This window comes from Lentzea sp. NPDC004782 (genome assembly GCF_040609115.1).
GTDB lineage: Bacteria > Actinomycetota > Actinomycetes > Mycobacteriales > Pseudonocardiaceae > Lentzea.
The window spans coordinates 87228-114147 of record NZ_JBEXJN010000004.1 but is presented as its reverse complement, the minus strand read 5'-3'; the positions used below and the strand labels follow the sequence as shown (position 1 = coordinate 114147).

Genomic DNA, 26920 nt, shown 5'->3' with positions numbered 1-26920 from the left:
TCACCATGACGACCACACCGATCGAGGCCGTGGACCGCGCGCTCGCCGCCATCGCGCGCTACGACCGGCCTGACCTGGAAGCACGGCTGCGGCAGGCAGGGGCACGACTGCGGGACGACCGCGTCCGGCTGCTGGTCGTCGGCGAGTTCAAGCAGGGCAAGAGCATGCTGGTCAACAGCTTGCTCGGGGCGCCGGTGTGCCCGGTGTTCGACGACATCGCGACGTCGGTCCCGACCGTCGTCCGGTACGCCGACCAGCCGGTCGTCACCCTGGTGCGGGGTGACTCGCGCATCGAGGTGCCGGTGGATCAGCTGCCGCGGTACGCGTCGGAGTCTGGCAACCCCGGCAACGCGGACCGGTTGGACCACATCGAGGTGGGAATCCCGCGCCCGATCCTCGGTGAGGGGCTGGAGCTCGTCGACACCCCCGGTGTCGGCGGGCTCGGCTCGGTCCACGGCGCGGCGACCACGTCCGCGTTGCCGACGGCCGACGCGGTGCTGCTGGTGTCCGACGCGTCCCAGGAGTACACGGCCCCGGAGCTGGAGTTCCTGCGCAACGCCGTGGCCGTGTGCCCGAACGTGGCGTGCGTCGTGACGAAGACCGACCTCTACCCGGACTGGCGTTTCGTGGCTGCGCAGAACCAGGCGCACCTGGAGGAGATCGGCCTGACGCCGCCGTTCTTCACGGTCTCGTCGACCCTGCGCTGGCACGCGCTGCAGACGGGCGACCAGGAGGTGAACCGCGAGTCCGGCTACCCGCCGCTGGTCACCTACCTCCGCAAGAAGGTGCTGGGCGAGGCCGAGTCGCTGGCCCGCCTCTCCACCGCGCACGACGTGCACGCCGTCATCGACCAGATCACCTCCTCGCTGCGCGCCGAGGCCTCCGTCCAGTCCGACCCCGCGTCCGCCCGGGCGTTGATCGACGAGCTGTCCGCGGCCGAGCAACGCGCGGCAGGCCTGAAGGAACGCTCAGCGCGTTGGCAGCAAACGTTGTCCGACGGCGTGGCTGATCTCAACGCCGACGTGGACTACGACCTGCGCGACCGCATGCGCGAGATCGTCCGCGTGGCCGAGGAGTCCATCATGGACGGTGATCCGACGAAGATCTGGGACCAGTTCACGAAATGGGTCCAGGACACCGCCGCTTCGGCCGTCTCCGCGAACTCGGTGCAGGCGACCCAGCGGGCTCGTTGGCTGGCCCGCCGCGTGGCCGAGCACTTCGACTCCGACCGCGAGCAGACGCTGCCGTCGTTGCAGACGCCCTCCGGCGACCCGCTGCGCTCGGTGCGGCCGATGGAGGTCCGTCCGGACGAGAAGTTCGGTGTGGGCGGGCGTTTCCTGAGCGGTCTGCGCGGCGGCTACTCGGGCATGCTCATGTTCGGGATGATCGGCTCGGCGATCGGGCTGTCGTTGATCAACCCGCTGTCGATCGGCGCGGCGGTGCTGCTGGGCGGCAAAACCATTGGCGACGAACGGAAACGCATCGTCCAGCGCCGCCAGAACGACGCGAAGGCCGCCCTGCGCCGCTACATCGACGACGTGACGTTCCACGCGGGCAAGGAGTCCCGCGACATGCTCCGCGTGCTGCAACGCGACCTGCGCGACCACTTCACGGCGTTGGCCGACCAGCTCAAGCGCTCGCTGCAGGAGTCGATCCTCTCGGCCCAGAAGTCCGTGAAGGCCTCGTCGGAGGACCGTTCGGCCCGGCTGAAGGAGATCGCCGCGGAGCTCGCGGCCCTGGAGAAGATCCGTGCGGAGGTGACGCCGTGATCATCGACGAGGTCCGGCGCGTGCTGTCCCTCGCCGTCGACGCCTACCGCGACCAGCCGCGCGCCGCGGCGTTCCTGCGCGGCCTGCTGGACCGCCTGGACGCACCGCTGCGCGTCGCGATCGCCGGCCGGGTGAAGGCGGGGAAGTCCACCCTGCTGAACGCCCTGGTCGGCGACTCCCTGGCACCCACCGACGCAGGCGAGTGCACGCGGGTCGTCACCTGGTACCAGGACGGCCGTTCACCGCGCGTCGTCCTGCATCCCGTGGCCGGGAGCCCGGTCTCGCTGCCGGTGGTCCGCCGTGCCGGAGCCCTGTCGATGGACCTCGGCGGAGCTGCGGTGTCCCGGCTGGTCGTGGACTGGCCGTCGCAGAGCCTGCGGCACGCCACGTTGATCGACACGCCGGGCATCGCGTCCCTGACGGCCGAGAACTCGGCGCGGGCGGTGCGGTTCCTGACCCCGGACGACGAGACGCCGACCGAGGCCGACGCCGTCGTGTACCTGATGAAGCACCTGCACTCGGCCGACGCGTCGTTCCTGGAGTCGTTCCGCGACCAGGGCGTCGCCCGCGCGGCCGCCGTCAACACCGTCGCCGTGATCTCCCGCGCCGACGAGATCGCGGGCGGCCGCGTCGACGCGATGATCTCCGCCCGTGCCATCGCGGCCCGCTACCGCCGCGCCCCGGAACTGCACGGCCTGGCGCAGAACGTGGTCGCCGTGGCCGGCCTGGTCGCCGTGGCGGGGCGGACGCTCACCCAGGCCGAGTTCGTCGCCCTGTCCGCGCTGGCCGCCGAACCGCGTGAGTCGCTGGAGTCCTCGTTGCTCTCGGCGGACCGGTTCGCCGCGGGCTCTGCGGAGAGAGCCGCTCTGCTGCGCCGGTTCGGCGTGTTCGGCATCCGGTTGTCGGTGACGCTGATCCGCCAGGGCGTGCGGTCGCAGGCGGCACTCGCGGACGAACTGGTGGCGCGCAGCGGCCTGCGGGACCTGCAGCGGGTGCTGCACACCCAGTTCAGCGAGCGCCGCGACCTGCTGAAGGCCCGGTCCGCGCTGCTCGCGCTGGACCGGGTCGCGCGCACCTCCGGCGGCGGCCGCCTGGCCGGTGAGGTGGAACGGATCTTCGCGGCCACCCACGAGTTCACCGAACTGCGCCTGCTCTCGGCCCTGCGGTCCGGCGTCGTGTCCCTGCCTGCGCCGATGGTGGACGAAGCAGAACGCCTGCTGGGCGATTCCGGGATCGCCGCGGCCGCGCGACTGGGCCTCGCCCCGGACGCGGCGGCCGGCGAGGTGCGGCAGAGCGCGTTCGCGGCGCTGCGACGGTGGCAGGCGCACGCGGAGAACCCGATGCTGGGCCGCAAGTCGGCCGACGCCTGCCGCGTGCTGGTGCGGACGTGCGAGGGCCTGCTGGCGGAGCGGCGAGCCTGACTCACCGCTCCCCCACGTGTTGCTAGTGGGCGGCGTCGTCCCAGGAGCGGCCCACGCCCACCGAGACCTCCAGCGGCACCCGCAGCGGGTAGGCGTTGCCCATCTGGTCGCGGACCAGGGCTTCCACGGCCTCGCGCTCGCCGTCCGCGATCTCCAGCACCAGTTCGTCGTGGACCTGCAGCAGCATGCGGGAGCGCAGGCCCGAGGACTCCAGCGCGCGGTAGACGCCCAGCATGGCGACCTTGATGATGTCGGCCGCGCTGCCCTGGATCGGGGCGTTGAGAGCCATGCGTTCGGCCATCTCGCGGCGCTGGCGGTTGTCCGACGTCAGATCCGGCAGGTAGCGGCGGCGACCCAGGACGGTTTCGGTGTAGCCGTCCTTGCGGGCCTTCTCGACGATCTCGTTGAGGTAGTCGCGGACGCCGCCGAAACGGGCGAAGTAGGCCTCCATCTGCTCGCGGGCCTCTTCGGTCGGGATGCGCAGCTGCTGCGACAGGCCGAAGACGGACAGGCCGTAGGCCAGGCCGTACGACATGGCCTTGATGCGGCGGCGCATCTCGCCCGTCACCTCGGAGGTGGGGATCGAGAACGCCTGCGACGCCACGTAGGTGTGCAGGTCCTCGCCGCTGTTGAACGCCGCGATCAGGCCCTCGTCGCCGGACAACGTGGCCATGATGCGCATCTCGATCTGGCTGTAGTCCGCGGTCATCAGCTCCGCGTAGCCGTCGCCGACGACGAAGGCCTGGCGGATGCGGCGGCCCTCGTCGGTGCGGATCGGGATGTTCTGCAGGTTCGGGTCCGTCGAGGACAGCCGGCCGGTGGCGGCGATGGTCTGGTGGAACGTCGTGTGGATGCGGCCGTCGTCGGCCACCGACTTGAGCAGACCGTCCACAGTGGACTTCAGGCGCGTGACGTCGCGGTGCGCGAGCAGGTGCTGCAGGAACGGGTGCTCGGTCTGCTCGAACAGGTTCTGCAACGCGTCGGCGTCGGTGGTGTAGCCGGTCTTGGTCTTCTTCGTCTTCGGCATCTTCAGCTCGTCGAAGAGGACCGTCTGCAGCTGCTTCGGGCTGCCGAGGTTGATCTCCTTGCCGATCACCGAGTACGCGTCCTGCGCCGCCTGCTTCACGCCCGCCGCGAAGTGCGCCTCCAGCTCGGACAGGTGCTCGACGTCGATCGCGATGCCGACCGCCTCCACCTCGTCGAGGACGTTCATCAGCGGCAGTTCGAGGTTGGCCAGCAGGTCGGCGCCGCCGATGGTGACGAGCTCCGAGTCCAGGCGGTCGGCGAGCTCGGCCACGGCACGCGCGCGCAGGATCGCGCCGGTCGCGACCTTCTGCGCCTCCTCGGCCTCGTCGGTCAGCAGCGACAGCTGGCCGTCGCCGGACTCCTCGGCGCGCAGCTCGCGCTTGAGGTAGCGCAGCGCCAGGTCGTCGAGCGCGAACGACCGCTGGCCGGGACGCACCAGGTACGCCGCCAGCGCCGTGTCCGAGGTGAGGCCGCGCAGCTTCCACCCGCGGGCGCGCACGTGCCGCAACGGCAGCTTCAGGTCGTGGCCCGCCTTCGCCGCGCTCTCGTCGGCCAGCCACGCGGCCAGCGCGTTCTCGTCGGCCTCGGTCAGCTCCGCGACGTCGACGTAACCGCCCTCACCGGTGGCCGTGCACAGCGCCACGCCCTCCAGCTCCTTGCCGATGCGCAACGCCACGCCGACCCGCGTCTTGCGCGCGTTCGCGTCGAGCCACTTGCCGAGCGTGCCCGCGGGGATCGCGCCGCCGGACACCTCGAAACCCTCCTCGGCCTCGGGCTCGGCGGTGCTGAGCGTCTGGAACAGCCGGTCGCGCAGCACCCGGAACTCCAGCTCGTCGAACAGCCGGTGCACGGCGTCGCGGTCCCACGCCTGCGCTTCGAGACCGTCGATCGTGTACGGCAGCTCGACGTCCTTGATCAGCTCGGTGAGCTGGCGGTTCATGATGATGTTCGCCAGGTTGCCGCGCAGCGCCTCGCCGACCTTGCCCGGCACCTCGTCGATGCGGTCGACCAGCTCGTTCAGCCCGCCGAACTGGTTGAGCAGCTTGATGATCGTCTTCGGACCGACACCCGGCGTGTTCGGGAGGTTGTCCGACGAGTCGCCGCGCACCGCCGCGTAGTCCGCGTACTGGTCGGGCCGCACGCCGTGCTTCTCCTCGACGTACGCGGGGGTGAAGCGGCCCATCTCCGAGACGCCCTTGACCGGGTACAGCACCGTGACCTGGTCGTTGACCAGCTGGAACGCGTCGCGGTCGCCGGTGACGATCTCCACCTGGAAGCCCTGGGCCACGGCCTGCGTGGTCAGGGTGGCGATGATGTCGTCCGCCTCGTAGTTCTCCTTCTCCATCGTGGGGATCCGGAGCGTGGCCAGCACGTCCTGGATCAGGGAGACCTGGCTGCGGAACTCGTCCGGCGTCTTGGAGCGACCGGCCTTGTACTCGGGGTACTGCTCGGAGCGGAACGTCTTGCGCGAGACGTCGAACGCCACCGCCACGTGCGTCGGCTTCTCGTCCCGCAGGATGTTGATCAACATGGACGTGAACCCGTACACGGCGTTCGTGACCTGGCCCGTCTTCGTCACGAAGTTCTCTGCGGGCAGGGCGTAGAACGCTCGGTAGGCCATCGAGTGACCGTCGATGAGCAGGAGCCGCTTCACGTCTGAGTTAGTCACGAGCCCGAGTCTAGGGTGGGGGTCTGACAGTTTCGCTTGAGCCCTACGCCCTGCGTCTAATCATTTTGGGAGCACGTGTGATCCCCGACCTGCCAGTGGAGTTCGCCGACGAGCAGTTGCACGTCCGCATGGGCATTGAAATCACCCAATGGGATGTCAACGAGATGATCGGGACGATGCCGGTCAAGGGCAACCGCCAACCGTTCGGGCTGCTGCACGGCGGCGCGAACGCGGTGCTCGCCGAACAGCTCGGCTCGCTCGGCTCCGCCCTGCACGCGGCGCAGCACGGCTCCATCGCAGTAGGACTCGAACTGTCCTGCACCCACCACCGGGCCGCGCGCGAAGGCGTCGTCACCGGTGTGGCCCGCCCCATCCACCTGGGTCGCAGCACCACGACGTACGAGATCGTCGTGACCGACGAGGAGGGCAAGCGCACCTGCACCGCCCGCCTCACCTGCATCCTGCGCCCCAAGGCACCCGGAGCCTGAAACGATGAACGGCGCATTTGTCCACGTGAGGTGAACAAATGCGCCGTTCATCAATCAAGCGGAGGCTAGTGCGCCTCGCCCAGGTACGCGTCCCGCACCCGCTGGTCGGCGAGCAGCGCGTGCCCCGGACCGTCCAAAGTGGTGCGGCCGAGGTCGATCACGTAGCCGTGGTCCGACAACGCGAGCGCCGCCAGCGCGTTCTGCTCCACCAGCAGAATGGTGGTGCCCAACGACTGCAGCTCCTTGATGGTGTCGAAGATCCGCTGCGTCATGATCGGCGAGAGACCCATCGAGGGCTCGTCGAGCATCAGCAGGCGGGGCTTGGACATCATCGCGCGGCCGATGGCGAGCATCTGCTGCTCACCACCGGAGAAGAGCCCGGCCTTGTTGTGCCGCCGCTCCCCCAGCACGGGGAAGAGGTCGTACACGCGCTGCATGTCGGCCGTGACCCCGTCGTCCTTGCGGACGTACGCGCCCAGCTGGAGGTTCTCCTCCACGGTCATCCGCGGGAAGAGCCGCCTGCCCTCGGGGCAGTGGGCGATGCCCTCGCCGAGGATGGCGTGCGCCGGGTCGTTGTGGATCGGCTTGCCCTGGAACAGGATCTCGCCGGACGACGGCCGCAGCAGACCGGAGATGGTGCGCAGGGTGGTGGTCTTGCCCGCACCGTTCGAGCCGATCAGCGACACGATCTGGCCGGCCTCGACGGTGAACGAGACGTCGCGGACGGCCTCGATCGCACCGTAGGAGACCGAGAGGTTGCGGACTTCGAGCAGCGCGGTCATGCCTGCTCCTCCTCAGCAGAAGCAGCGGCGGCCTCGACCTCGTGCTGGACTTCCTCCGGCGGCTTGCCGAGGTAGGCCTCGACGACCCGCGGGTCCGCCCGCACGACCTCGGGGCTGCCTTCGACGAGCAGCTCGCCCTGCACGAGCACGGAAACCGAGTCGCACAGCCCGAAGATGAACTTGATGTCGTGCTCGATGACGACGACGGACACGCCCGTCTCGCGGATGCGGAAGATCAGCTGCTGCGTCGCTTCCGTCTCCTGCGGGTTCATACCCGCCGTGGGCTCGTCCAGCAGCAGCACCGCCGGGTCCGTCGCCAACGCGCGCGCGATCTCCAGACGGCGCTGGTCGCCGTACGGGAGGTTGCGCGAGAGCTCGTCGTCGAGGTTGTTCAGGCCGACGAACGAGAGCAGCTCCCGCGACCGTTCGCGCGCCGCCTTCTCACCCCGCTGGTAGGCGGGGCCGTGGAACAGCGAGGCCAGCGGGCCCTGCTTCATCCGGACGTGGCGGCCCACCATGACGTTCTCCAGCACGGTCATGCTGGGGAACAGGCGGATGTTCTGGAACGTGCGGGCGACGCCCGCGTCCGTCACCTGCGCCGGGTCGCCCGGCAGGACGTTGCCCTTGAGCAGCACCTGGCCGGTCGTCGGCGTGTAGAGACCCGTCAGGCAGTTGAAGAACGTGGTCTTCCCCGCGCCGTTCGGGCCGATCAGGCCGACGATCTTGCCTTCGTCGAGCGTCAGCGTGACGCCCTTCAACGCCTTGAGGCCACCGAAGACCATCGAGACGTCACGCGCTTCCAAAACCGGCGTGCTCATGCCTTCTTCGCCTCCACGTGCGCCTCTTCGGCGTTCTCGTCGGCACGCTCGATCATCTCAGCGCGCCTGTGCGCATCGGGGATCAGGCCGACCGGCCGGAACCGCATGATCAGGATCAGCGCGAGGCCGAAGATCATGAGGCGGTAGTCCTCGAAGTCGCGCAGCTTCTCGGGCAGCACGAACAGCAGCGCCGCACCGAGCACGGCGCCCGGGATGGAGCCCATGCCGCCGAGGATGACCGCCGCGAGGAGCGTGACCGACTCGAGGAACTTGAACGACTCGTAGGACACGGTGCCGTTCTTGTGCGCGAACACCGCACCCGCGAGACCAGCGAGCATGGCGCCGATGAGGAACGCGAGGATCTTCATCTTGCCGGTGCGGATGCCCATCGCGCGGGCGGCGTCCTCGTCCTCGCGGATCGCGATCCAGGCCCGGCCGATGCGGCTGAACTTGAGGTTCGCGAACACCGTCATGACCGCGGCCACGAGCAGCACGATCAGGACGTAGTAGAGGACACCGGCGGGCAGCTTGACCGCGCCGAGCGAGAGCGACTTGTTGAACTCCGCGCCGAACAGCGACAGCGGCGGGATGCCGGGGATCGCGTTGGAGCCGTTGGTCAGGCCACCGATGTTGTTCTGCGCGGAACGGGTGAAGATCTCACCGAACGCCAGCGTCACGATCGCCAGGTAGTCACCGCGGACCCGCAGCGTCGGCGAACCGACCACCGCGCCGAAGAGGCCGGCGATGACCGCCGAGATCACCGCTGCGACCGGGAACGGCAGCGTGATGCCGATTTTCGCGGCGGCCGCACCGGAGAAGTTCGCCGCCACGAGGGCGCCGATGCCCATGAACGCCACGTACCCGAGGTCGAGCAGACCGGCGAGACCGACGACGATGTTCAGGCCGATGGCGGTGGCGGCGTAGATGCCGATGTTCGCCGCGACCGTCATCCAGTACTCGTTGCCCGCGTCGGTGAACGGCAGGGCCAGCGCGCACACCAGCAGCACGATCACGCTGAACACGCGGTGCTGCTCGGACAGCACCGAGATCCAGCGCACGTACCCGACGCCGCTCAGCGCGCCGAGCACACCGCCGGCGAACCCGAGGAACGACAGGAAGATCGCGCCCGCGTAGGGGTTCGAGGAACCGACACCGCCGGTGGTGAGCAGCGCGGCCACCGCGTACAGCACAGCCGCGAACGACGCCAGCAGCACCACGTACGCGACCGGGGTCGAGAGCTTGAACTTCCACACGCCGACCGGCTCGATGCCGATGCCGTAGCCCGCGAGGATCGCCAGCACACCGCCGACGAGACCGACGATGCTGCCGAACGCGAACTCGCCGTCGAGCGCGGTGATGGCGGCGAGGCCACCACCCTTGACCGTGATGTAGATGGCGTTGATGAGCGACACGGCGGTGAGACCCCAGCCGAGCGCGCGGACGACGCGTCCCTTGGACGGGGTCGGCGCGAACGCGGCGACGAGGATGAGGACGCCGAGCAGCAGCACGTGCCAGCGGAAGCCGGTGACGGCGAACGGAGCGTCGAAGAACTGCAGCGTCGACTTGTCCGGCCAGTTGCCGTCGTTGAGCTTGAACGTGACCCACGGCAGCAGGGCCGCCACGATGCCGAGCACACCACCGAGAGCGGCGAACGGCCTGCCCAGGGGTGCGAGTGCGGAAGGCTTTCGGTCGCTCATGCGCGCACCCTTTCCGGCTCACCGAACAGACCCTGCGGGCGGAAGACGAGCACGAGGATCAGCACGACGAAGATCCACACGTAGTCGTACTGGGTACCGCCCGGCATGTACTGACCGGCCAGGGTCTTGATCAGACCGATGATGAACGCGCCGATGACCGCACCGCGGATGCTGCCGACGCCGCCCAGCACGGCCGCCGTGAAGGCGAAGATGCCGGTCTGGAAACCCATGTCGATGTTGATGTTGTTCAGGTAGCCGCCGAACATGATGCCGGCGACACCGGCGAGCGCGGCGCCGATGATGAACGTCAGCACGATCACGCGGTCGGGGTTGACGCCCATCAGCTTCGCGGTGTCGGGGTCCTGCGCGGTGGCGCGCATCGCCCGTCCCATCCGGGACTTGTTGATGTAGGTCTGCAGGACGATCGAAAGGCCGACCGACAGCACGACGAGCAGCACACCGGTCCACTGCACGCTGATCGGGCCGAGCGTGAAGTTGCCTTCCGGGAAGACCTTCGGGTACGGCAGGTTCGCGGTGGCGTTGGGGTACCACACGCGGACGGCCTCCTGCAGGAACACGGAGACGCCGAGCGCGGTGATCAGCGGTGCCAGCCGGGGCGCGTTGCGCAGCGGCCGGTAGGCGAACCGTTCCATGATCACGGCGACCACGATCGCCACCAGAATGCCGCCCAGGAACATCAGCGGCAGGGCCACGGCAGGCGTCTTCTTGATGTCGTCAGGAAGAAGCGTGAACGTGGCGAGGCCCCCGTACGAGGACACCATGAAAACCTCGCCGTGGGCGAAGTTGATCAGCTGGATGATGCCGTACACCATCGTGTACCCCAGGGCGATCAGGGCGATCAGGGCGCCCTGCACGAGCCCGTTGGCCAGCTGTTGAAGCAGGACTGACACAACTACCTCCGTAAACAGCGGGGGCGAGCAAACAACGCCCGCCCCCGCCGTGGCTTCAATCAGTAATTAGGTAGTCGTCAGCCGGTGAACGTGCCGGTCTGAACGTCCTTCCACTTGCCAGAGGTCACCGAGTAGACGGTCAGGACCTTGTTGGTGCTGTCGCCGTACTGGTCGAACTTGACCTCACCCGTGGCACCGGAACCGCTGTACTTGCCGAGGTTGGTCAGCATGTCGTCGCGCTTCGAGTCGGACCAGTCACCACCGTTGAGCGTGGTGGCCAGCGCACCGATGATGGCGTTCGCGGCGTCGTAGGAGAACGCACCGTAGGCGGCGTAGTCCTCCTTGCCGTACTTCGCCTTGTACGCGTCGACGAAGGCCTTGGCCGTGGCCAGCGACTCGACCGGCGCGCCGACGGAGGTGGCGAGGTCGCCCTCCTTGCCGCCCAGGTCGATGAACTTCTGGTCGAAGATGCCGTCGCCGCCCATCAGCGGAACGTTGAGACCGGCGGACGCCATCTGCTTCGACAGCGGACCCGCGGCCGGGAACTCACCGCCGTAGTAGACGGCCTCCGGCGAGAGGGCCTTGATCTTGGAGACGACGCCGGAGAAGTCGGTGTCCTTCTCGCCGACCTTCTCGGAGCCGACGATCGTGCCGCCCTTCTTGGCGACCTGCTTCGACAGCTCGGCGGCGAGGCCCTCACCGTAGGTCTTGCCGTCGGTGATGATCGCGATCTTCTTCTTGCCGGCCTTCTCGACGAGGTAGTTGGCCGCGTACGGGCCCTGCAGGTCGTCGGTGGCGCAGACGCGGAAGTAGTTCTCGTACTGGCGCTTCGGAGCGGTCAGGAAGTCGTTGCCCCTGGTCAGCGTGGGGTTCGTGTTGGCGGGCGACACCTGAGGGATCTTCTTCTCCTTCAGGATCGGCTGCACCGTCTGGGCGACCGACGAGTTCAGCGTGCCGACGACGCCGATGACGGTCGGGTCGGTCGACAGCTTCGAGGCGGCCTGGCCACCCTTGGCGGGGTTGGCCTCGTCGTCCTGCGGGGACAGGGCCAGCTTGTAGCCCTTGACCGTGCACTTCTTGTTGGCCTCTTCCACCGCGAGATCGGCGGACTGCTTGATGCCGATGCCGAGAGCGGACAGGTTCCCGGACAGCGGGGCGACAACACCGATGGTCAGAGTGCCCTTCGACGTGTCGCAGCTGCCCCCGTTGTTGCCGCCTGCCTCGTTCTTGTTCGAGCTGCAGGCCGCAAGAACAAGCAGCGCTGCGCCGACAATCGCTGCGGACTTCACAGAGTGCTTACGCACGTGATGTCCCTCCTCTATCCCTGCTCCCGGCGACGCGAGTTCTCCGCGCACCGCTCCATCACCCTCTCCTGAGGGATGCCGGGAACCTAGGCGATGACTGTGACCCCAGTCATCAAAGCCAATGGGCTCGTGACCATAACGCAACGCGGCGTTATGTTTCTCTTGAGCAACGTCACATAAAGTAACCTTCGTTCACTCTTTGGACGGCTGTCATAACGTGAACGTATGACTCCGCGTCGTCGGGTGATCGCCGGTGTCGGCGCCGCCGCTGTTCTGGTCGCGGCGGTTCTCATCCTGCGCGAAACCGACGACCGTGGTAATAGGACCAGCTCAGAGCCTGTTCGGCTGACCCGGTACGCGGCGGATTTCGTCAACTTGCCGTCTCAATCGGCTCCGCCACCACCGCCGTCCACCGTATGGAGCAGTGGCGGCCGGATCCAGTGGGCGCCTGTGTCCGGTGCGGCCGGGTACGAGGTGTCCGGCAGGCTGGTGGCCTCGCCCGAGATCGCGGGCTCCGGACGTCCCGACGTGCGCACCGTGGACGCGTTCGGCCAGCGCTCGATCCCGGTTCGCGCCGTAGAACGCCCTGGAGACGACACGTGGCGCCGGGCGTACGCCGGATCGCTGGACGACTTCGACGACCCGTTCCTGGCACGCCGCTACCACCTGAGCGGCCGGACTGGCTGCGTGAACCCCAGCTCCGGGTCCAACGGCCGGTTGGTGATCGACATGCCGTGCGGGAACGACACTGCGGTGTTGCGCGCACGGTCGCTGCTGCGGCTGGACGAGGCGGACGAGCTGGGCCGGGTGGCCGTCGTGACGGACGCGGCCGGGCCGCACGGGAAGCTGGAGCTCGACCTCGTGCCTGGAACCCCGGACCACGTCGGGCCGGTCCCTCCCGCCGACGCGATCCGAGTGGTGGTGGACGACTCCGTGGCGCCCGGCACGCGTGGTGCGGGCATTCTGCATCGATTTGAAGTGGTGCTGACACGCGCCGGTGTGCGTGTTCTGCAGGATGGCGCGCAAATCGCCGTGTCGTCTGTCGTGCCGCGGTGGCGCGAGGCGAGCGTGCTGGTCGGGATGACGCCGCCGCCCGCCTATCCCGGCCGCGTGGTGGTCGACGCGCTCGGCCTGAGCGGGTCGAAGCCGCCGGTGGACGAGGTGATCGAGACACAGCTCGTGGCCGGGACGCTGCGCGTGCTGGGGCCGGACGAGGAGGCGCCGGGCATCGGCGTGGCGCGCACACCGTTGCGTGACGCTTCCTCGGCGCGGGTACGGGCAACGATCCGGATCGGCGCCGGCGGTGACGTGAACGGCCTGGTCGCGCAGCTCGGCTCGGAGCGGGTGCCGTTGCGGCCGGTGGTGAGCGGCTGGTCCGGTGCCCGGGACAGCGAGCTGACCGTGGCCGGGGACGTGCCGGCGTCGTTGCTCGGGCAGGCGGGACCGGACGCGTTGACGCCGTTCGTGCTGCGGATGCCCGGCGCGTCGCAGGCCCAGGTGCTGGAGAGCTACCTGGAGGTGCCGGGCCGGTCGCCGGTGAAGCTGGAGACCGCCCCGGACGAGCCCGCGCCCGTTCTGCCGGTGATGACGGCCGAGTTCACCGCTGTGACCGTGAACGAGGCGACGCTGGTGGTCACGCTCGACGGCTCCGCGGCTCGATCACTGGCCCGGGCAGCGGGCTTCGAGGTGTACATCGACAGCGGTCACGTGGCGACGATGCCGATGCCCGGCGGCGTCGGTGGCAGGCACGAGCTGCGGATCTCGCTGAAAGGCAGCCACAACGTCGAAGTCCGCCTGCGCCCGGAGGATCCTCGGGCGCAGGCGGACTCTCGATGGCTGGACCTCAGCCGAAGTTCTCGATGACGGCCTCGGCGACGGCCTTCATCGTCGTGCGGCGGTCCATGGCGGTGCGCTGCACCCACCGGAACGCCTCCGGCTCGCTCAGACCCTGCTTGGTCATGAGGATGCCCTTGGCCCGTTCCACCACCTTGCGCGTCTCCAGCCGCTCGGTGAGCCCGGCGACCTCCTGCTCCAGCGCGGCCAGCTCGTTGAACCGGCTGATCGCCAGCTCGATCGCGGGCACGAGGTCCCGCTTGGCGAACGGCTTGACCAGGTAGGCCATCGCACCGGCGTCGCGGGCGCGTTCGACCAGGTCGCGCTGGCTGAACGCGGTGAGGATCACGACCGGCGCGATCCGGTTGCCCGCGATGTGCTGCGCGGCCTCGATCCCGTCGACCTTGGGCATCTTCACGTCCAGGATCACCAGGTCGGGGTTGAGCTCGGTCGCGAGCTTGATGGCCTCTTCACCGTCTGCGGCCTCACCCGCCACGTCGTAGCCCTCTTCGCGCAGCATCTCGACGAGGTCGAGACGGATCAGCGCCTCGTCCTCGGCGACCAGTACGCGCGGGGCCTTGCGCGTGGCTTCGGACTGGGCCTCGGCAGCCTGCTGGGTCACCGGGGTCCTCCTGACGATCGTTCCTGCGGGCGAAAGCGCAGTCTACCGGCGGGCAGGCCCCTGATCAGGCTCACCAGCCGTGACGGCAGACACGAACTCCTCGGGCCACGGATAGGTCCGCAGGCCCTCCTCCACGTCCTGCGCGGGCGCTTCGATGCGGCGGAGCGTGATCTCACGGCCGGTCCCGAAGTCCGGGTGGGCGAGCTTCGCCCTGATCTCGCTCTCCTCCGGGCCGCCAGGCCACTCGACGAACCACCCGGTGCCCATCGGAAGTGCTCGCAGCCAGTTCGCGTCATGCCACAGGTGTACTCGGCGCAGTAGAGCGCTCCCAGTGGCCGCTTCGGCGATTTCCTCATCTGTGCCGCCGCCATCCGTGTACTCGATGCCGCGGAAGTCGTGCATCCAGCGCACGTACCGCATGCCGATGTCCCAGGCGTGCTCGTCGACGCCGACGAGCACCACCCCGGCGGCACCGGTGGTCAGCTCGGCCGACCGCCGGTACTGCCGGTGCGCCAGCCCCGCGACGCCCGTGCCGTAGCCGCCCTCGGTGCGCGGCAGCAGCTCGAACAGCAACGGGCCGAGTGCCCGTTCGGTCAGGTGCAGCTTGAGGGTCTCCCCCGGTTCGACCGTCCGGAACGCGTGGGCGGGCCTGACGATGCTCGCCGGCGGCATCAGCTGGAGCATGCTCGCCGCGGTGCACCCCGCGAGCAGCACCCTGGCTTCCAGTTGCTGCTGCGCCGCGGTGGTCGCGTCGGGCAGCAACCACCCGTCGCGCACGGCGGGCACCGCCTGGGACAGGTTCTCGCCCGTGTAAGCGCGCCGCAGATCGGCCAGCTGGTCCGTGATGGACAGACGTGCCATGACAGCAGTCCTCGTTTCCGCCGCCCGGCTCGGCACGACAAGGACGCATGTGTCACGCGTCTACGTGGTCGGTTCGCTTCGGTGAGCAGGAGTTCCTGAACACTGCGGCGGAGTGTGCCGCTCACTGCCGGGGAGCGGCTCCAGCCTCACGTCTGCTCGGACGCCACGGACCACACTACCTTTTCTAGTCCGCGCCCACGATCAGTTTGTACTTGACGTCGACCTGTCTGCCGTCGGCCGCACCGCGGATCAGCAGCTCGTGCTCGCCGGCCGCGGGCGGACCGATCCACGCGTACAGGCCGCAGCCGACCGAGTTGATCCGGCCGACCTGGGAGCCGAAGGGGTTGCCCGCGCGTGCTTCGTAGGTGAACGGCGTGGCGGACACCCTGGTCAACGCCTGCGTCGAACCGTCCAGCAGCACCTCGCCCTGAGCTCCCTTCATGAACCTCTCGCAGTCGGCGACCTCGCCCGCCAGGTTCACGACGGGGGCCAGCAGCGGCTTGGCGGCCGGGACCCGGCACTGCCGTTCCACCGGACCGTCGCCGAGCGACCCGGCGAGCAGCCAGACCTCGACGGGCTGGTCGCGCATGCAGAACCGCCCGGAGGTGTCGGACACCGGATTGCTGTTGGAGGGCTGCGACGCCCAGGTCCACCAGCGCGACTGGAACTCACCCGGCGTCAGCTTGTCCGAAGTGGACGTCTGGGGGGCTGTGGGTGGGGCCGCCGGCTGCGCGTTACCTCCGCAACCGGCCAGCAGAACAACTAAGAACAGCAGGACTTTCCTCACTGGTTCTCGCGTCCCTTGCGTCGTTGTTCCTCCGCGCGCTCACGGCAGCGGCGCAGGAACTCCTCGTCGTCGTCAGGATTGGTGGCCGCGAACCGCCCCGGCCGGTTGTACTCGGGAAAAGCAGAGGCATCGCGCTCGTACGCACCGAGGCGCGCGCGTCCGGTCCCCACCACCGGGCGCCCCGCCACGAGCCACGCGATCGAGCCCACCAACGGAAACAGCAGGACCAGGAGAAGCCACACCAGCTTCGGCAGATTGCGAACCGAACCGTCGTCGGTCGTGATCACGTCCACGACAGCGAAGATCGTCAGGCACAGCGTCACCACTCCGAACAGCCCACTGAAGTACAGCATCTCCTACCCCCAGGTCGTGCGGTCGCGCACATGGTGACACAACGGTCACGCTCTGAACATGGTTTACCCTTCAATCACCTGGCGCCATTCGCAAAGTGGTCACGCTTGCGTAAACAAATCCCTCACTTCTTCTTCGCCGGAGAGGTGGCCGACGACGTCCCAGCAGGTCGGAGCGGGATGCAACCTCACTTCCGATTCCGCCGACAGGTCCATCACCATGGTCCGAACCGGGCAACCGATTCACTCTCAGGGGTGAAGCAGTCGAACGCGGAGCCTGAATTCCGCACACGCCGCGACGTTGACGCAGATTACATTTCCCACGAATCCACACGGGATTTCACCGACCACTCCGCGACTTCGTCAACGCACAATGCACGAGCCCGGCCGCGGTGAGCCGTCCTGACGCTGAGCACCAGACCTGCTGCACACCCGTTGCCCAGACCGTAAGCGCGCCTTAGCGTCGAGACCATGCCCAACGGTGCCGAGAGGTTGCTGGAAGTGCTGGCCGCGCACGACGTCGAGGTGGTGTTCGGCCTGCCCGGTGTGCACAACCTCGCCATCTGGGAGGCGCTCGGGAAGCACAAGGGCATCCGCATGATCGGGGTGCGGCACGAGCAGACGGCGGTGTACGCGGCCGATGGTTACGCACGTGCCACGGGCAAGCTTGGCGTGGCAGTCGTGACGACCGGACCCGGTGCGGCCAACACGCTCGGAGCCACCGGTGAGGCGTGGGCGTCGGGCAGCCCGGTGCTCGTCATCGCCACGGACATCCCGAGCACGCTGCGGCAGCCCGGCGTGTACCGAGGTGTGCTGCACGAGACGCGTGACCAGAAGGCCATGTTCTTGCCGGTGACCAAGGCCTCGTTCGACGTTCCTGCCGCGCACGAGCTCGGTGCGTGCACCGACAAGGCGGTGCAGGCGGCGACGCGGAGTCCGCACGGGCCGGTTTACCTCGGTGTGCCAACGGATTTCCTGTCGGCCGAGGCACCCCACCACACGCCCGCGAAGATCGTGCGCGACCACCTGGTTCCCGACCTCGCCGACGCCGGACGACTGATCGCGCAGGCGCGGCGGCCGCTGATCTGGGCGGGCGGCGGCGCGGCGCGGTCGGGAGCGGGTCCAGCGGTAGGTGCGTTGGCGGACAAGCTGAGCGCGCCGATCATCACCACCTACGGGGCGCGCGGACTCACTGACAGCCCGTACGTCGTCAGAGGGCCGGTGCACGCGCCACCCGTCGGGAAGCTGTGGGACGAGGCCGACCTCGTGATCGCGATCGGCACCGACTTCGACGGCATGATGACGCAGAACTGGTTGCAGCCCAGGCCACCCGCGTTGCTGGCGGTGAACATCGACAAGGCCGACGCCGACAAGAACTACCCCGCGGACGTCACGGTCGAAGGCGACGCGGCGGCCGTCACGGAGGCGCTCGCGGCCGAGGTGAGCGCCAAGGACGGCGTGGTGGACGTCGACGCGGTCAACGCCGAGGTCAGAACTCTGGTCGAGGCGGACTCGCCGGAAGCCGCGAAGTTGTTGCGGGCGCTCGAAGGCGAGACCGCCACGATCGTCGCGGACATGTGCATCCCCGGCTACTGGATCGGCGGCTTCCACCACGTCACCAAGCCGCGCGGGCTGGCCTACCCGGTCGGCTGGGGAACGCTCGGGTTCGGGTTCCCGGCGGCGATCGGCGCGGCACTCGACGGCCGGACGATCGCGGTCGTCGGTGACGGCGGGTTCCTGTTCGCGTGCGGGGACCTGGCGACGCTCAAGCAGGAAGGCCTGCCGCTGACGATCGTCCTCGTCGACGACGGCGGCTACGGCATGCTCCGGTACGACCAGCAGGTCGCCGACCACGCCATCAGCGGCGTGGACCTGACGCGGCCCGACTTCGCGAAGCTCGCCGAGAGCTTCGGCATCCCCGCGGTCACGCTCGACGGGTTCGACGGCCTGAAGGAGGCACTGGGCAACGCCGACGGGCCTGCCGTGATCGTGGTCAACGCGAGTCTCCAGCCGCCGGTCAACACCTCGCCCCGCTGGTACCGCAAAAACGCCACCTGATCATTCGCCTGCTGGGTACCGTCCGAGGCCATGAGACGTGGGCTGGGGATCGTGCTCGCCGTGCAGGCGGTGGTGCTGACCGCGTTGTCGGGACGGTACGGGTTCCACCGCGACGAGCTCTACTTCATCGCGGCGGGAAAACGGCCCGACTGGGGGTACGTCGACCAGCCGCCGATCACGCCGATCCTCGCGCGTCTCACCACGGCGGTGTTCGGCGAGACTCCCGTCGGTCTCCGGGTGATCTCCACCCTGCTCGCGCTCACCATCACGGTCGTGGTGGCGCTGACCGCGAAAGAACTGGGCGGTGGCGCGGTCTTCGCGGCCGCCGCGTCGGCCACGTCGACGTTCGTGCTCGCGGTGAGCCACATGCTGTCCACGGCCACGGTGGACCTGTTGATCTGGGTGCTCGTCGGGTACCTCTCGGTCAGGTTGCTGAAGACCCGCGACGGACGCTGGTGGCTCGCGATCGGTGCGACCGCCGGAGTCGGGCTCGCCAACAAGTGGTTGCTGCTCCTGCTGCTCGCCGCGCTGGCGATCGCGTTGCTCGTCACTGGCCCGCGGGATGTGCTGCGCACGTGGTGGCTGCCGGCCGGACTGGCGGTGTGCGCGGTGATCGCCGCGCCGGTCGTGGCGTGGCAGGCGATGCACGACTTCCCGTTGCTCACGGTCGCGCGCGGCATCAGCGAGGACGACGGCGCCGAGAACCGCATCATGTTCGTGCCCATGCAGATCCTGATGCTGTCGCCGTTCCTGGTGCCCGTGTGGGTGATCGGCTTCCGGAACCTGTGGCGCGACAGGACGTTCCGCTCGCTCGCACTCGCCTACCCGATCCTGTGCGTGCTTTGCCTGGTGACCGGCGGCAAGCCCTACTACGCCGTGCCGCTGCTCCTCGTGCTGGTGGCCGCGGGTGCGCGCCAGAGCCAGGAATGGCTGCTGCGCCGCAGGGTCCTCGGCGGCGTGCTGGTGACGCTGAGCGTCGTCCCCGCCCTCGTCGGCTCACTGCCGATCCTGCCGGCGAGCGCACTGGCACCGGTCATCGCCATCAACCCCGAACAGGGCGAGCAGGTCGGCTGGCCCGAGTTCGCGAACACGGTCCAGAAGGCGTGGCAGGCGAACGGCCGTCCCATCGTGATCACCCGCAACTACGGCCAGGCCGGCGCGATCGAGGCCTACACGAAGATCCCCGTCTACTCCGGACACATGTCGTTCTACGACTGGGGACCACCGCAGACGCTGGACAAGAAGGTGCTGCTCGTCGGATTCGACAGGCTGCCGTTCAACGGCTGCAAACGCGTTGGGCAGCACCACAACATCATCAAGAACGAAGAAGACGGCACACAACTGTGGACGTGCACCGCGCCGTCCGGGACATGGGAAGAAATCTGGCCGGCACTACGGCACTTCTACTGACCGCGCTGGCACACTCGCCCAGGTGACCCGAACCTGGCCGGCCAACCACGCCGCGGACGAAGGCGTCCTCGCCTGGCAGTTCCTCGACTTCCTGCGCCGGACCGCCGTGCTGAAGGTCGACGGGCTCACCCGCGACCGGGCAACGGCGGCCCCGATCGCCACCTCGCCGAAGCTGACCGCGCTCGGCGTGCTCAAGCACCTGGTCGCCGTCGAACGCCACTGGCTGTGCATCGCCGGCGCGGGCCTCGACCTGCCGTCGTTGTGGGAGGGCAGCCCGGACCCGTCGTGGGACCTCACCGACGACGACACGCCCGAGTCGCTCATCGAGGCGTACCAAGCGGAATGGACCAATGCCGAGGCTCTGAAGAAGTACGGCCCCGACGACAACGCGGCCGACGACAAGTTCACCGTGCGGTGGATCCTGGCCCACGTCGCCCAGGAAACCGCGCGACACGTGGGCCACCTGGATCTGCTCCGCGAGCTCGCGGACGGGCAGACCGGCGAATAGCCAGCCGTCGCCCCAGGCTCATTCTTCGCCGGGCCACAGAGGCACGAGCGGCGCCACCACACCGTCCAGAGCGTTGTCGACGATCGCACCGCCGAGTGGCATCAGCGTCGCCCGCGACCACACCAGACGATCGCGCAGGGCCGGAAGCGCCAGCACGGCGGCCGCCTGCTCGACGACCTCCTGGCGGTCGTCCTGCAGGCATCTGACCAGCGCCTCGGCCGCAGACCCGACCTGGACACCGGACCCCGCGAGGCGCCGGACCGCCGCAGCCGCCTCGCTGCGAACCCGCCACTTCGCGTCACGGAGACGCCCGATGACCGGCGGAAGAGCAGCCGGGTCGGCGGTGTCCCCCAGGGCGGTGACCGCGATCAGACGGCGGGTGGCGAGCCAGTGCGTCGCGTCCGGTGCGATGTGACCGATCGGGTCGGCGTTGCGCAGCCTGGTGATGCCGTAGAGCCACACCCACGGGCTGCGGTAGACCTCCCGGCCGAGCCGGCGGCGAACCGGACCGTCGGTCATCTCGTAGAAATGCCGCAGCGCGTACTGCGGGTCGCGGTACGGATCACGTTCCGCGAGCACACGGCAGAGCAGCGGGCGTGCCGGGCCCGCGTCGTCCAGGCTGTCGAGGATGATTTCCTCGACCAGCGGTTCGTTGCTGTCCATCAGAATTCTGATGTGGGCGCGCAGATCCGGCGATTCCCAGCCCCGGATCCCAGCCAGCGCCCCGTCGCTGCTGAGTTCCCCCATTTCTCCATCATGGCGGATTGATGTAGCCGCCCACAGCTTTTTGGCAAACTTCCTGGAGAGCGTTTACCGCGTCACGAAGCAACGGGTTCGTATTCGCGGTGCGGTGGACGACGTGCACGTGCCTGCGCAAGGGCTTGTGCCGCAACGGCATTGCGTGTGTGCCAGGTAGCGCTTTGTAACCGAGAGCAGGCACGAGCGCAACGCCGACACCAGCTGCGACAAGAGACTGCACGACCTCGTAGTCGTTGCTTCGGAAAGCAATTCTCGGGGCGAAACCCGATGCCGCGCACAACCGCGTCAGACAGGTGGCACCGGAAGTGCCGTCGCGCGAGGCGATCCAGCGTTCGTCTTTGAGATCTTCGAGTTTGACGTTGTTCTTCGCGGCCGGATGATCGACCGGCACCATGACCAGGAGAGATTCGTCCAGCAACGGCAGCACGGTCAGTTCTTCCGGCCAGGTCTGCGGCACGAGGTCGTAGGCGTAGACCAGCGCCAGGTCGAGCTCGCCGGTCAGCACGAGCGGCAGCACGTCCTCCGGCTCCGCCTCGTCCAGGCGGATCTCGGCGTCCGGCAGGTCCGCCGAGAGCTTCGCCAGCGCCCCCGGCACCACCCGCGCGCTCGCCGTCGGGAACGTGCCGATGCGCAGGCGACCGCGCAGACCCAGCACCATCGCCTTCACCTCGTGCTCGAAGCCGTCGAACGCGGCGAGCAGCTCGCCACCTCGATCGGCGATCAGCAGGGCCGCGCTGGCCGGCCTGATCGAGTGCGCCTCACGTTCGAAGAGCGACACACCGACAGCGCGTTCGAACGCCGAGATCTGCTGCGAGACGGCCGACGACGTGTAGCCGAGCCGACGAGCCGCCTCTGCGAACGACCCCGTCTTCACGACCTCGACGAGCGTGCGGAGGTGGACCGGATTGAGCACCAGGACAGCTTATGCTCGACGTCGCGAGGTTTCGTTCTGCCACCCCTGGCGGAACCACCGGGTAACTACCAGGGTGGGGTGCATGCCCTATGTCTCCACGAACCCGTCGAACACCTCCGACGTGGTCACCGCGATCGAGCTCGGGACCAGCCGCGCCTTCGTCGACGCAGCACAGCGGGCGAAAGCGGCACAACACGCCTGGGCCCGCGTGCCCGCGCCCGTGCGTGGACAGGTCATCGGCAACATCGGCCGGCTCGTCGAGGCGAACTTCGAGCCGCTCGCCCAGCTCGTGACCCGCGAGATCGGCAAGCCGATCGCGGAGGCCCGCGGCGAGGTGCAGGAGATCGTGGACACCTGCAACTTCTTCGTCGGCGAGGGCAGGCGCCTCTACGGGCACACCGTGCCGTCGGAGATGGCCGACAAGCAGCTCTTCACCTTCCGCAACCCGGTCGGCGTCGCGGCGATCATCACCGCCGGCAACTTCCCGGTCGCCGTGCCGTCCTGGTACATCGTGCCCGCGCTGCTGTGCGGCAACTCCGTCGTGTGGAAGCCCGCCGAGTACTCCGCCGCGTCGGCCCAGGCCTTCTACGACGTGTTCCAGGCAGCCGGCATCCCGGACGGGGTGTTCGAGATCGTCTTCGCCGAGGGGGCGGAGACGTTCGACGGCCTGGAGCAGGCGCTGCGGGAGGGTCTGGTCGACAAGGTCGGCTTCACCGGGTCCAGCGAGGTCGGTGTGCGCATCGGAGAACTCTGCGGACGCCACCTCCAGACGCCGTGCCTGGAGCTGGGCGGCAAGAACCCGATGGTCGTCACCGAGGACGCGGACCTCGACCTGGCCGTGCAGGGCGCGCTGTTCGCCGGCTTCGGCTCCGCGGGCCAGCGGTGCACCTCGCTCGGCACGGCGATCGTGCACGAGTCGGTGTACGACGAGTTCCTGTCCCGGTTCGTCGAGGCCGTCGCCACCGCCACCGTGGGCGACCCGACCGGCGATGTCCTCTATGGACCGTTGCTGGACGAGAAGTTCGCACTGGCGTACGAGAAGTACCTCGGCTGGATCGGCGAGCACCACAAGGTGCACGGCCCGACCGGCCGCATCACGGCTTCCAACCCGCGCAACGGTTTCACTGGTGAGAACGGCTTCTTCTACCACCCCGCAATCGTTTCCGGTGTGCGTGCCGACGACGAGCTGTTCCTGCAGGAGACGTTCGGCCCGATCGTCGGCGTCATGAAGTACTCGGACCTGGACGAGGCGATCGAGCTGGGCAACAAGCCGGGCTACGGCCTGTCGTGCTCGATCTACACCACGGACCCGAACAAGGCCTTCCGGTTCCGCGCCGGCATCTCCGCAGGCATGGTGAGCGTCAACAACTCGACGTCCGGGGCCGAAGCGCACCTGCCGTTCGGCGGAAACGGCAAGAGCGGCAACGGCTCCCGGCAGTCGGGCGTGTGGGTGCTCGATCAGTTCACCCGCTGGCAGTCCATGAACTGGGACTACTCGGGGAAGCTGCAGAAGGCGCAGATGGACACGCTCGAGATCGGGGCGAACCTTGACTTCCGCCTCGCCTGAGCTGCCTTCTCAAGCCGAGGTCGTCGTCATCGGCGGCGGGGTGATCGGCACATCCATCGCCTTTCACCTCGCCGAGGCAGGCGTCCGGGATGTCGTTGTCGTGGAGCGGGATGAGCTGGGGTCCGGCTCCACCTGCAAGGCAGCGGGTGGAGTGCGCGCCCAGTTCTCCGACGAACTGAACATCAGGCTCGGCGCCCGATCACTCGAAGCGTTCCAGCGCTTTCCGCAGCGGCCCGGGCAGGAGATCGATCTCCACCAGGTCGGCTACCTGTTCCTCCTTTCCTCTCGGGAACACGTCACGGCGTTCGAGCGCAACGTCGACCTCCAGAACTCCCTCGGCGTGCGCAGTCGAATGCTGACTGTCGAGGAAGCGCAACGGATGTCACCGCTGATCGAAACGGACGGCCTGCTCGCGGCGACCTTCTCGCCGGACGACGGACACTGCACGCCTGAGTCCGTGGTCCTCGGTTATGCCACCGCGGCCCGCCGGTTCGGTGTCCGTTTCCACACCAGAACCACCGTGAGATCGATCGTAGGGACGGGGTCTGACACTTTTCGCGTCCAGACCGACCGCGGCGAGGTCTCGACGGGGAACTTGGTCTGCGCGGCGGGTGCGTGGTCACGGTCGATCGGCGAGATGGTGGGCGTTGACCTGCCGGTTTCTCCTCTGCGACGGCAGGTCATGTTCACCGAGCCCATGCCCGAGCTACACGAACGGGTGACTCCCTTCACCATCGACTTCGGCAGCACCTTCTACTTCCACCGCGAGGGGCGCGGTCTGCTGTTCGGCATGTCCGACCCCGAGGAGACGCCGGGGTTCAAGCTCGACATGTCCGACGCGTGGCTGCCCAGGCTGACGGCCGCGATCGAACGGCGGGCGCCGCGGCTGCTGGACGTGGGGGTGCGCAACGGGTGGGCCGGGCTGTACGAGGTGACACCCGACCACAACGCGCTGATCGGCTCGGTCGGCCGCTTCTTCTACGCCACCGGCTTCTCCGGGCACGGGTTCCTGCAGGGCCCCGCGGTCGGCGAGGTCGTGCGCGACCTCGTGCTGGGGCGTGAACCCTTCGTCGACGTGTCCAGTCTGGACGCCGCCCGGTTCGCCGCCGACCGGGCACGGCCGGAACTCAACTGCGTGTGAGGGAATGCTGATGGACGTTCTCCAGCTCATGGACGAGTGGGGACCCGAGAAGGTCGTCTGCGTGTCCGACCGGCGCACCGGCATGAAAGGTGTGCTCGTCATCGACAACACCGCGCGCGGCATGGGCAAGGGCGGCACGCGGATGAGTCCCTCCGTCACCGTCGCGGAGATCGCCCGGCTCGCGCGCGTGATGACGTGGAAGTGGGCGGGTGTCGACCTGTTCTTCGGCGGGGCGAAGGCGGGCATCGTGTTCGATCCTTCCTCCCCCGGCAAGGAAGCCGCGCTGCGGGCGTTCGCGCGCAAGCTCTCGAACGAGGTGCCGCGCGAGTACGTGCTCGGGCTCGACATGGGCCTCACCGAACGGGACGCCGCGATCGTCCAGGACGAGCTGTCAGACCGCGGCGCTATGATGGGCGCACCGGCTCAACTCGGCGGTCTTCCGTACGACGAGCTGGGCGTCACCGGGTTTGGCGTGGCCGAGGTGGCGGACGAACTGATCGCACAGCGACGTTCCTCTTCGGCCGGAAAGCGCATCGCGATTCAGGGTTTCGGTGCGGTTGGTGCCGCAGCGGCTCGGCGCTTCGCCGAACTCGGCGCGGTCGTCGTGGCGGTGTCGTCGGTGCACGGCGCGTTGGTCGATCCCGACGGCCTGGACGTGACGCGGCTGCTGGACTTGCGGGCGTCGTTCGGTGATCTCGCGGTCAAGGAGTACGGGCCGGTGCAGGCGCTGGGTGCGGAGCTTCGCGCGTCGTGCGACGTGCTGGTGCCGGCCGCGATGCAGGACGTGATCGACGCGGATCTCGCGGGCGAGCTCGACACCACCCTGGTGGTGGAAGGGGCGAACCTGCCGACTTCCGTCGCGGCGCAGGAAGTGCTGGCCGCTCGTGGCATCACGGTCGTACCGGACTTCATCGCGAACGCGGGCGGCGTGGTCGCGGCGGCGTTCGGGATGGACGCGCGGTACTCGCCGTTCCCGGTGAACCCGGAGACGGTGCTGGACGCGGTGTCGTCGAAGCTGAGGGCGAACGCGGCGCACATCGTCGTGGAGGCCCGCAATCGCGGCACCACGACGCACGTGGCCGCGCGCGAGCTGGCACAGGAACGCGTGCTGGCGGCGATGAAGCTGCGGGGGCGGGTCGCATGAGCGCGCTCGACGGTGTCGTGATCGCGGACTTCAGCCGGGTGCTGGCCGCTCCGTACGCGACGATGATGCTGGGTGACCTCGGCGCCGAGGTGGTCAAGGTCGAGCAGCCCGGTCGCGGCGACGAGACCCGCACGTGGGGTCCGCCGCACTTCGAGGGCGAGGCGACGTACTTCCTTGCCGTCAACAGGAACAAGACGTCCGTGCAGATCGACCTGTCCACACGGGCAGGCCGTGAGCAGGCGCGCGAGCTGATCGCGCGTGCGGACGTGGTGGTCGAGAACTTCAAACCGGGAACCATGAAGAAGTTCGGGCTGGACTACGAGTCGCTGGGGCGTGACGACCTCGTCTACTGCTCGATCTCGGGGTTCGGTTCGGGCAAGGGCGCGGACCTGCCCGGCTACGACCTGCTCGCGCAGGCCGTCGGCGGGTTGATGAGCGTGACCGGGCCCGGTCCGGACGCGCCGGTGAAGACCGGGGTGGCGCTGGTCGACGTGCTGACCGGGTTGCACGCGTGCGTCGGCATTTTGGCGGCGTTGCGGCACCGGGACGCGACCGGGCAGGGACAGCTCGTCGAGCTGGACCTGTTGTCGGTGTTGCTGTCCAGCATGGTGAACCAGAGCGCGGGCTTCACGCTGGCGGGCTTCGTCCCGGAGCCGATGGGCAACCGTCATCCGTCGATCGCACCGTACGAGGTGTTCCCGACGGCCGATCAGCCGATCGTGCTCGCGGTGGGCAACGACCGGCAGTTCCGGCGGTTGTGCTCGGTGCTGGACGTGCCGGAGCTCGCCACGGACGAGCGGTTCGTGACGAACTCCGGGAGGGTCGAGCACGTCGACGAGCTGTTCGAGGTGCTGTCGGCACGGCTGCGGACGCGTCCGGCGCAGCACTGGTTCGAGACCCTGACACCGCTCGGGGTTCCGTGCGGTCCGGTGAACGACATCGCGCACGCGTTCGCGCTGGCGGAGTCGCTGGACCTCAACCCGACCGCGACGATCGGCGACATGACGCTCGTCGCGAACCCCATCCGCCTGTCGCGCACGCCGGTCACCTACCGGCTGCGCCCGCCGAAGCTGGAGCAGTGA

General features: G+C 68.6%; 23 protein-coding genes. 11 read left to right on the top strand and 12 right to left on the bottom strand.

Annotation, left to right across the window (positions count from 1 at the left end; all coding sequences use genetic code 11):
- The first annotated feature begins 5 nt into the window (after positions 1-5).
- Positions 6-1769 (top strand): dynamin family protein, encoded by a 1764-nt coding sequence (locus ABZV40_RS05320; RefSeq protein WP_355436135.1) that lies wholly within the window; start codon positions 6-8, stop codon positions 1767-1769.
- Positions 1766-3190 (top strand): dynamin family protein, encoded by a 1425-nt coding sequence (locus ABZV40_RS05315; RefSeq protein WP_355436132.1) that lies wholly within the window; start codon positions 1766-1768, stop codon positions 3188-3190. The genes ABZV40_RS05320 and ABZV40_RS05315 overlap by 4 nt, the downstream gene beginning before the upstream one ends.
- Positions 3191-3212: 22 nt before the next feature.
- Here the strand turns inward: ABZV40_RS05315 and polA are convergent, their stop codons facing one another.
- The gene (gene polA / locus ABZV40_RS05310; protein WP_355436129.1) at positions 3213-5885 is read right to left on the bottom strand and encodes a DNA polymerase I; all 2673 of its coding nucleotides are present in this window, start codon (positions 5883-5885) and stop codon (positions 3213-3215) included.
- A 128-nt stretch (positions 5886-6013) separates the two neighbouring features.
- On the opposite strand from polA, the gene ABZV40_RS05305 reads away from it, so the two are divergent.
- A complete protein-coding gene (locus ABZV40_RS05305) occupies positions 6014-6373 on the top strand; it encodes a hotdog fold thioesterase (protein WP_355436589.1) in 360 nt (119 codons plus the stop codon).
- Between the two features lie 65 nt (positions 6374-6438).
- Here the strand turns inward: ABZV40_RS05305 and ABZV40_RS05300 are convergent, their stop codons facing one another.
- The 5 genes from ABZV40_RS05300 to ABZV40_RS05280 all read right to left on the bottom strand — a co-directional run bounded on the left by ABZV40_RS05300 (position 6439) and on the right by ABZV40_RS05280 (position 11885).
- A complete protein-coding gene (locus ABZV40_RS05300) occupies positions 6439-7155 on the bottom strand; it encodes an ABC transporter ATP-binding protein (protein WP_355436126.1) in 717 nt (238 codons plus the stop codon).
- Positions 7152-7973, bottom strand: coding sequence for an ABC transporter ATP-binding protein (locus ABZV40_RS05295; RefSeq protein ID WP_355436123.1), 822 nt, complete (start codon positions 7971-7973; stop codon positions 7152-7154). The genes ABZV40_RS05300 and ABZV40_RS05295 overlap by 4 nt, the downstream gene beginning before the upstream one ends.
- The gene (locus ABZV40_RS05290; protein WP_355436121.1) at positions 7970-9670 is read right to left on the bottom strand and encodes a hypothetical protein; all 1701 of its coding nucleotides are present in this window, start codon (positions 9668-9670) and stop codon (positions 7970-7972) included. Before ABZV40_RS05290 ends, ABZV40_RS05295 begins: the two co-directional genes overlap by 4 nt.
- Complete coding sequence (locus ABZV40_RS05285) at positions 9667-10581, bottom strand: branched-chain amino acid ABC transporter permease (RefSeq protein WP_355436117.1); 915 nt, start codon at positions 10579-10581, stop codon at positions 9667-9669. Before ABZV40_RS05285 ends, ABZV40_RS05290 begins: the two co-directional genes overlap by 4 nt.
- A gap of 77 nt (positions 10582-10658) precedes the next feature.
- On the bottom strand, positions 10659-11885 hold the full coding sequence (locus tag ABZV40_RS05280) for a branched-chain amino acid ABC transporter substrate-binding protein (protein WP_355436114.1): 1227 nt from the start codon (positions 11883-11885) through the stop codon (positions 10659-10661).
- Between the two features lie 450 nt (positions 11886-12335).
- On the opposite strand from ABZV40_RS05280, the gene ABZV40_RS05275 reads away from it, so the two are divergent.
- Positions 12336-13748, top strand: coding sequence for a hypothetical protein (locus tag ABZV40_RS05275; protein WP_355436111.1), 1413 nt, complete (start codon positions 12336-12338; stop codon positions 13746-13748).
- Here the strand turns inward: ABZV40_RS05275 and ABZV40_RS05270 are convergent.
- The 4 genes from ABZV40_RS05270 to ABZV40_RS05255 all read right to left on the bottom strand — a co-directional run bounded on the left by ABZV40_RS05270 (position 13729) and on the right by ABZV40_RS05255 (position 16341).
- Positions 13729-14340 (bottom strand): response regulator, encoded by a 612-nt coding sequence (locus ABZV40_RS05270; RefSeq protein WP_355436108.1) that lies wholly within the window; start codon positions 14338-14340, stop codon positions 13729-13731. The genes ABZV40_RS05275 and ABZV40_RS05270 overlap by 20 nt on opposite strands.
- A 42-nt stretch (positions 14341-14382) precedes the next feature.
- Positions 14383-15201, bottom strand: a complete 819-nt coding sequence (locus ABZV40_RS05265) for a hypothetical protein (RefSeq protein ID WP_355436105.1) — start codon at positions 15199-15201, stop codon at positions 14383-14385.
- Positions 15202-15385: 184 nt separating this feature from the next.
- Entirely contained in the window at positions 15386-15988 is a 603-nt protein-coding gene (locus ABZV40_RS05260) for a hypothetical protein (protein ID WP_355436102.1), read from the bottom strand.
- The gene (locus ABZV40_RS05255; protein WP_355436099.1) at positions 15985-16341 is read right to left on the bottom strand and encodes a PLDc N-terminal domain-containing protein; all 357 of its coding nucleotides are present in this window, start codon (positions 16339-16341) and stop codon (positions 15985-15987) included. The genes ABZV40_RS05260 and ABZV40_RS05255 overlap by 4 nt, the downstream gene beginning before the upstream one ends.
- A 468-nt stretch (positions 16342-16809) precedes the next feature.
- On the opposite strand from ABZV40_RS05255, the gene ABZV40_RS05250 reads away from it, so the two are divergent.
- Genes ABZV40_RS05250 through ABZV40_RS05240 form a run of 3 tightly spaced genes read left to right on the top strand, consistent with a single transcriptional unit; the run spans position 16810 to position 20314 of the window.
- Entirely contained in the window at positions 16810-18396 is a 1587-nt protein-coding gene (locus ABZV40_RS05250; RefSeq protein WP_355436096.1) for a thiamine pyrophosphate-binding protein, read from the top strand.
- Positions 18397-18426: 30 nt separating this feature from the next.
- Positions 18427-19806 (top strand): glycosyltransferase family 39 protein, encoded by a 1380-nt coding sequence (locus tag ABZV40_RS05245; RefSeq protein ID WP_355436093.1) that lies wholly within the window; start codon positions 18427-18429, stop codon positions 19804-19806.
- A gap of 22 nt (positions 19807-19828) precedes the next feature.
- Positions 19829-20314, top strand: coding sequence for a DUF664 domain-containing protein (locus ABZV40_RS05240; protein WP_355436090.1), 486 nt, complete (start codon positions 19829-19831; stop codon positions 20312-20314).
- Positions 20315-20332: 18 nt separating this feature from the next.
- On the opposite strand, the gene ABZV40_RS05235 is transcribed toward ABZV40_RS05240, so the two are convergent.
- Positions 20333-21061 (bottom strand): HEAT repeat domain-containing protein, encoded by a 729-nt coding sequence (locus ABZV40_RS05235; RefSeq protein ID WP_355436087.1) that lies wholly within the window; start codon positions 21059-21061, stop codon positions 20333-20335.
- A gap of 7 nt (positions 21062-21068) precedes the next feature.
- Entirely contained in the window at positions 21069-21986 is a 918-nt protein-coding gene (locus ABZV40_RS05230; RefSeq protein ID WP_355436084.1) for a LysR family transcriptional regulator, read from the bottom strand.
- 82 nt (positions 21987-22068) lie between these two features.
- Between ABZV40_RS05230 and ABZV40_RS05225 the strand changes: the two genes are divergently transcribed.
- Genes ABZV40_RS05225 through ABZV40_RS05210 form a run of 4 tightly spaced genes read left to right on the top strand, consistent with a single transcriptional unit; the run spans position 22069 to position 26920 of the window.
- Positions 22069-23553, top strand: a complete 1485-nt coding sequence (locus ABZV40_RS05225) for an aldehyde dehydrogenase family protein (RefSeq protein ID WP_355436082.1) — start codon at positions 22069-22071, stop codon at positions 23551-23553.
- Positions 23534-24694 (top strand): FAD-binding oxidoreductase, encoded by a 1161-nt coding sequence (locus ABZV40_RS05220; protein ID WP_355436079.1) that lies wholly within the window; start codon positions 23534-23536, stop codon positions 24692-24694. Before ABZV40_RS05225 ends, ABZV40_RS05220 begins: the two co-directional genes overlap by 20 nt.
- A gap of 10 nt (positions 24695-24704) precedes the next feature.
- Positions 24705-25838 carry a Glu/Leu/Phe/Val dehydrogenase dimerization domain-containing protein gene (locus ABZV40_RS05215; RefSeq protein ID WP_355436077.1) on the top strand — a complete coding sequence of 378 codons (1134 nt, stop codon included), beginning with the start codon at positions 24705-24707 and terminating at the stop codon, positions 25836-25838.
- The gene (locus ABZV40_RS05210; RefSeq protein WP_355436074.1) at positions 25835-26920 is read left to right on the top strand and encodes a CoA transferase; all 1086 of its coding nucleotides are present in this window, start codon (positions 25835-25837) and stop codon (positions 26918-26920) included. The genes ABZV40_RS05215 and ABZV40_RS05210 overlap by 4 nt, the downstream gene beginning before the upstream one ends.

What these genes read in the sequence shown, in the direction of transcription:
- ABZV40_RS05320 (WP_355436135.1), top strand. Translation starts at nt 6, where the DNA reads ATGACGACCACACCGATCGAGGCCGTGGACCGCGCGCTCGCCGCCATC.
- ABZV40_RS05305 (WP_355436589.1), top strand. Translation starts at nt 6,014, where the DNA reads ATGGGCATTGAAATCACCCAATGGGATGTCAACGAGATGATCGGGACG.
- ABZV40_RS05300 (WP_355436126.1), bottom strand. Translation starts at nt 7,155, where the DNA reads ATGACCGCGCTGCTCGAAGTCCGCAACCTCTCGGTCTCCTACGGTGCG.
- ABZV40_RS05295 (WP_355436123.1), bottom strand. Translation starts at nt 7,973, where the DNA reads ATGAGCACGCCGGTTTTGGAAGCGCGTGACGTCTCGATGGTCTTCGGT.
- ABZV40_RS05290 (WP_355436121.1), bottom strand. Translation starts at nt 9,670, where the DNA reads ATGAGCGACCGAAAGCCTTCCGCACTCGCACCCCTGGGCAGGCCGTTC.
- ABZV40_RS05265 (WP_355436105.1), bottom strand. Translation starts at nt 15,201, where the DNA reads ATGGCACGTCTGTCCATCACGGACCAGCTGGCCGATCTGCGGCGCGCT.
- ABZV40_RS05255 (WP_355436099.1), bottom strand. Translation starts at nt 16,341, where the DNA reads ATGCTGTACTTCAGTGGGCTGTTCGGAGTGGTGACGCTGTGCCTGACG.
- ABZV40_RS05250 (WP_355436096.1), top strand. Translation starts at nt 16,810, where the DNA reads ATGCCCAACGGTGCCGAGAGGTTGCTGGAAGTGCTGGCCGCGCACGAC.
- ABZV40_RS05245 (WP_355436093.1), top strand. Translation starts at nt 18,427, where the DNA reads ATGAGACGTGGGCTGGGGATCGTGCTCGCCGTGCAGGCGGTGGTGCTG.
- ABZV40_RS05235 (WP_355436087.1), bottom strand. Translation starts at nt 21,061, where the DNA reads ATGGGGGAACTCAGCAGCGACGGGGCGCTGGCTGGGATCCGGGGCTGG.
- ABZV40_RS05225 (WP_355436082.1), top strand. Translation starts at nt 22,069, where the DNA reads ATGCCCTATGTCTCCACGAACCCGTCGAACACCTCCGACGTGGTCACC.
- ABZV40_RS05215 (WP_355436077.1), top strand. Translation starts at nt 24,705, where the DNA reads ATGGACGTTCTCCAGCTCATGGACGAGTGGGGACCCGAGAAGGTCGTC.
- ABZV40_RS05210 (WP_355436074.1), top strand. Translation starts at nt 25,835, where the DNA reads ATGAGCGCGCTCGACGGTGTCGTGATCGCGGACTTCAGCCGGGTGCTG.